6 protein-coding genes are annotated in these 4,307 nt (G+C 75.3%); 1 reads left to right on the forward strand and 5 read right to left on the reverse strand.

What is annotated here, in order from left to right:
• The 4 genes from PSR1_RS21940 to PSR1_RS21955 form a co-directional block, all read right to left on the reverse strand.
• Window positions 1–309, reverse strand: a 309-nt coding sequence (locus tag PSR1_RS21940) for an Hpt domain-containing protein (RefSeq protein ID WP_193388406.1), incomplete at its 3' end; no start/stop codon positions are given.
• A 30-nt stretch (window positions 310–339) separates the two neighbouring features.
• The gene (locus PSR1_RS21945) at window positions 340–1,599 is read right to left on the reverse strand and encodes a methyl-accepting chemotaxis protein (RefSeq protein ID WP_059439469.1); all 1,260 of its coding nucleotides are present in this window, start codon (window positions 1,597–1,599) and stop codon (window positions 340–342) included.
• Between the two features lie 14 nt (window positions 1,600–1,613).
• Window positions 1,614–2,012 (reverse strand): chemotaxis protein CheW, encoded by a 399-nt coding sequence (locus PSR1_RS21950; RefSeq protein WP_059439470.1) that lies wholly within the window; start codon window positions 2,010–2,012, stop codon window positions 1,614–1,616.
• A complete protein-coding gene (locus PSR1_RS21955; protein WP_011419669.1) occupies window positions 2,009–2,497 on the reverse strand; it encodes a chemotaxis protein CheW in 489 nt (162 codons plus the stop codon). Before PSR1_RS21955 ends, PSR1_RS21950 begins: the two co-directional genes overlap by 4 nt.
• 75 nt (window positions 2,498–2,572) lie before the next feature.
• On the opposite strand from PSR1_RS21955, the gene PSR1_RS21960 reads away from it, so the two are divergent.
• Window positions 2,573–3,265 carry a PleD family two-component system response regulator gene (locus PSR1_RS21960; protein WP_059439471.1) on the forward strand — a complete coding sequence of 231 codons (693 nt, stop codon included), beginning with the start codon at window positions 2,573–2,575 and terminating at the stop codon, window positions 3,263–3,265.
• Window positions 3,266–3,272: 7 nt separating this feature from the next.
• On the opposite strand, the gene PSR1_RS21965 is transcribed toward PSR1_RS21960, so the two are convergent.
• Window positions 3,273–4,139, reverse strand: coding sequence for a lamin tail domain-containing protein (locus PSR1_RS21965; RefSeq protein WP_237758197.1), 867 nt, complete (start codon window positions 4,137–4,139; stop codon window positions 3,273–3,275).
• Window positions 4,140–4,307: the final 168 nt, after the last annotated feature.

The raw sequence follows: 4,307 nt of genomic DNA on the forward strand, positions 1-4,307 counted from the left end.
GTCGAGCATGGGCAGGATGGTGTCGCACGCGCGGAGCAGCGCGTCGATCCGGTCGCCCGGGCGCTCCGCCGGGAGCGCCTTCAGGAGGTCCTCCGCCGCGTGCACCACGGTGGAGATCCCGCCGAAGCCCATCATCCGGGCCTCGCCCTTCAGCGTGTGGAGCTCGCGGGCCAGCTCCTCGCGCACCTCGGGCGTCGCGGCGCCGCGCTCGATCTCGAGCAGCGCCGCCGAGATCTTCTCCACGCGGTCCGCGGTGGTCTCGCGGAAGCGCGGGAGCAGCTTCTGGCGGATCTCTTCGGAGATGCCCATGGCGGCGGCGGTCGGCGGGGCGCCCCGCGGCTACTCGACCTTGAAGCGCTTCACCAGCTCGGCGAGCCGCTCGGCCAGCTTGGTCAGCTCGGAGGCGGCGCCGGTGGCCTGCTTCGACCCGGTCTGCGCCTGGCGGGTGACCTCCTCGATCTCCGACATCGACTGCACCACCTGCTCGGTGGCCGTCCGCTGCTGCTGGGTGGCGAGGTGGATGACGCGCGCGGCGTCGCTGGTCTCCTGGATGCCGGAGAGGATGCCGGAGACGCTCGTCATCGCGTTGCCGCCGAGCTGCTCGCCCTCGGCCGCCATCCGCTTGTTGCCGTCCGACGCCTCCTTGGCGGCGTGGGTGGCCTCGCGGATCTCGGTGATGAGGTTCTTGATCTCCTTGGTGGACTCCAGGACGTTCTCGGCCAGCCGCCGCATCTCGGCCGCCACGATGGAGAACCCGCGCCCGGCCTCGCCCGCCTTGGCGCCCTCCAGCGCCGCGTTGAGCGCGAGCAGGTCGGAGCGGTCGGCGATCTCGTCGATCACCTCCACCACCGTGCCGATGCGCTCCACGCGCTTCGACAGCTTGGCGATGGCGTCGTCCACCTCGACCGCGTTGTGCCGCACCTTCTCCATCGAGGACATGAACGACTTGATGGCGCCCTCGCCCTGCTTCGCCCCGGTGAGCGTCTGCTCGGCGATGGCGGCCACCATCTGCGCGTTCTCGGCGATCTGGTGCGAGGCGCCCTTCAGCTCCTCCATGGTGGCGGTGGTCTCGTGGATGGCCGAGGCCTGCGCGCTGGTGGAGGACTCGTTCTGCGTGGCGGCGGCGAGCACCTCGGCCGAGGAGGTGGAGAGCTGCAGGGCCGCCTCGCGGATCTCCGTGACGAAGCGCTTCAGCGTCTCCATCACCTGGCCGATGCCGGCGATGAGCGGCGTGAGCGCCGCGTCGCTGACGCCCAGCCGCATCGTGCCGGAGAGGTCGCCCTGGATGACCAGGCGGATCATCGCCTCGATCGCCTCGTCCACGCCGGCGGTGACGACCTGCACGCGCTGCCGCGACGTGTCCAGCTGCTCCACCGCGTGGTCGGCGGCGGCGTTGGCGGCCTCGGCGATCCCGCGGAGCATGGGGTCGGCGAAGCTGGCGACGTCGAGGCGCGCCGCCCCGTGCTCGCCGGCCGCGAACGCGCGCAGGAACGCCTCGACCTGCAGCGCGTCGCCGGCGGGGACGCCCGCCTTGCGGGCGGGCCGCGCGGCGCGGGCGGGCTTCTTCTTCGGCTTGTCGAGTTCGGAGGGGTCGCGCATCGGTGTGGGCCTCTTCAGGCGGTGAGCTCGGGCGCGGCGAGGGAGCGCTCGCGCACCAGGGTGGGGAGATCGACGAGGAGCAGCGGCGCCTCGTCCAGCATGACGAGGCCGGTGACGGCGCCGGAGACGAGGCAGGCGGCGGCGAACGCGGGGAGCGGCTGGACGTCGGCCTCCGGCACGCTGCGGACCCCGACCACCTGGTCCACCACCAGCGTGCGCTCGGTCGCGCCCTCGTGGCTCGCCACCACGATGCCGCGCTCGCGGCCGAACGGCGCGCCCAGCGCGCTCTCCAGCACCAGGTCGTCCTCGGAGACGTCGCGCACGGCGCCGATCCGCACCGCGTCGTGCACCACGGCCGCGAACACGCGCGCGCCCACCTGGAACAGGAGGATCTCGCTGGTGGGCTCGGTCACGCCGCCGGGCCCCCCGCCGGAACGGCGCGCGCGCGGGCGGTCTCCACGAGGCGCGGCAGGTCCAGCACCGCCACCGTCCCGGCGCGATCGCGCCCGACGCCGGAGAGGAACTCGGCCACGCCGGAGGACTCGGCCGGCGGCGGCTCGATGGCGCGCCGCGGGATCGAGACCAGCCCCTCCACGCCCTCCGTCACCACCGCCACCTTCCACGGGCCGCAGTGCACGATGGCGGCGCGGGTGCTGGCGCGGATGGGGACGGCGCCGTGGCCCACCAGCAGGCCGATGTCGAGCACCGGCAGCACCTCGCCACGGTGCGTGAACACGCCGGGGAGGAAGGCGGGGGCGGCGGGCAGCCGCGTGAGCGGTCCCAGGCGCACGACCTCGGTGACCAGCGGCGCCTCGAACGCGTAGCGCGCGCCGAGCAGGCGGAGGCAGAAGTACCAGGCGTCGGCGCCCGTCGCGTCGGTGGGCTTCGGGTCGGCCATTCGGCGCGGGATTATCCGCGAGGGTGGGACGGCCGGGCAAGATCGGTGCTAATTTCTCCCGCCCCGAGGGAACGCGTGAAGGTCCTCATCTGCTGCGAGAGCGAGATCATCCTACAGGTGACCGGGATGGCGCTGGAGGCCGCCGGTCACCAGGTGGCGCTGGAGCGCGAACCGCACGCGCTCTTGCCGCACGTGCAGGGCGCCGCGGCGCTGCTGGTGGACGCGGGCCGCGCCCGGCAGGCGCCCGCGCTCCTGCGCGATCGCGGCTTCACCGGCCGGTCGCTGCTGGTGGGTGAGGGTGCGCAGGAGGAGCTTGCCCGCGCCGCCGCCGAGCTGACGCTGGACGGCGCGGTGGCCTCGCCGGCCACCGACGACTTCGCGCAGCGCTTCACCGCCGCGGTGGGCGCGCGACGCCGCGTCCTCATCGTGGACGACTCCGAGATCGTCGCGCGCCTGCTGCAGGAGGAGCTCGAGGCGAAGGGCTTCGAGATCCACTACGCGCCCGACGCCGAGAAGGCGACCTCGATCATCCTGAAGCGCCAGACCCGCCCCGACCTCATCCTCCTCGACGTCAACATGCCGAAGGTGGACGGCGGGCAGTTCTGCCGCTTCGTGAAGAAGAACGAGCGCTTCCGGTCGATCAAGGTGCTGTTCTGCTCGGGCGAGGACAAGGAGAAGGTCCAGCGCCTGGTGGCGGAGTGCGGCGCCGACGGCTTCCTCTCGAAGGGCGAGCTGCTCGGCAAGTGGATCGCCGAGAACGCCGGCTGACGCGGTGTCAGAGCGCGCCCGGCGAGCCGGCCGCGCAGGCCAGGTTCGACGCAGCGTCCGGGCCCGCGGGATCGCGCTTCACCGCCGCGGCGTTCGCGCACACCGGCGCGACGCCGCCCGCCCCGAAGCTCGCCACCGTCTCGCCGCGCCCGTCCAGCAGGAGCAGCTCCGGCGGGCGATCGTTCGCGATGCCGCCGAGCAGCGCGGTGGCGCCGCAGTCGAGCACGCGCGTCCCCGCCGGCAGCGCGTACCGGCCGTCGTAGGCGCCGCCCGCGACCAGCACCACCTCGCCCGGCGCGACCGCCGCGTCCTGCGGGAGCGCGCACGAGGAGAGCGCGCCCGTGGCCGTGCGCTTCGCGAGCCGGTGGCCGTACAGGTCGAGCGGCCCGTCGCCCAGGTTCGCGAGCTCCGCGTACTCCCCGCCCGCCTCCGGCGTGGCCGCGTCGGCGCGGACCTCGGTGAGGACGGGCGCCGGCGGCGGGCCCGCGGCGGCGCCGGTCTCGAACGACGCGATCGACGGCCGGCGGCGGCCCTCGGCGTCGAGCACCGGCCGGCCGTCCGCCGCGCGGGCGCGCGAGGAGAGCACGAGCGCGTACGCCGCGTGGGCGCGGAGCGGCGCGTCCGGCCGGAGCGCCGCGCGCGTCCCGTCCGCGTCCAGCGCCGCCCGCGCCGGCACCGCCTGCGCGAGCCCGGCCGCGCCCTCCTCCGACTCGACCGCCTCGAGCGCCGCCTTGACCGCGTCGGCCGGCACGAGCACGAGGCGCGCCCCGTCGGCGAGGCCGGCGGGGTCCACCGGCGCGCTGAACGTCACCGCCGCCTCGGCCAGCTCCGGCGCCACGCCCGGCCCGGCCGGCTCGAGCGCGACCACCCGCACGTGCGGCGCGGCCTCGGGGAGCCCGCAGCCCGCGACGAGCGCCGCCGCGCAGAGCGCCGCGACGGCACCCCCGCCCGCGACACCGGCTCACCGCGGCACCCCCCGCGCCGCCGGTGACCGCGTCCAGCTCGGCGCCGAGCCGCGCGATCTCGAGCTCCAGCTCGGCGC

The sequence above is a fragment of the Anaeromyxobacter sp. PSR-1 genome, from assembly GCF_000964525.1.
Taxonomy (GTDB): Bacteria; Myxococcota; Myxococcia; order Myxococcales; family Anaeromyxobacteraceae; genus Anaeromyxobacter.

Bases quoted from the DNA above. Each gene is read 5' to 3' on its own strand.
- PSR1_RS21945 (WP_059439469.1), bottom strand. From the start codon at position 1,599: ATGCGCGACCCCTCCGAACTCGACAAGCCGAAGAAGAAGCCCGCCCGC.
- PSR1_RS21955 (WP_011419669.1), bottom strand. From the start codon at position 2,497: ATGGCCGACCCGAAGCCCACCGACGCGACGGGCGCCGACGCCTGGTAC.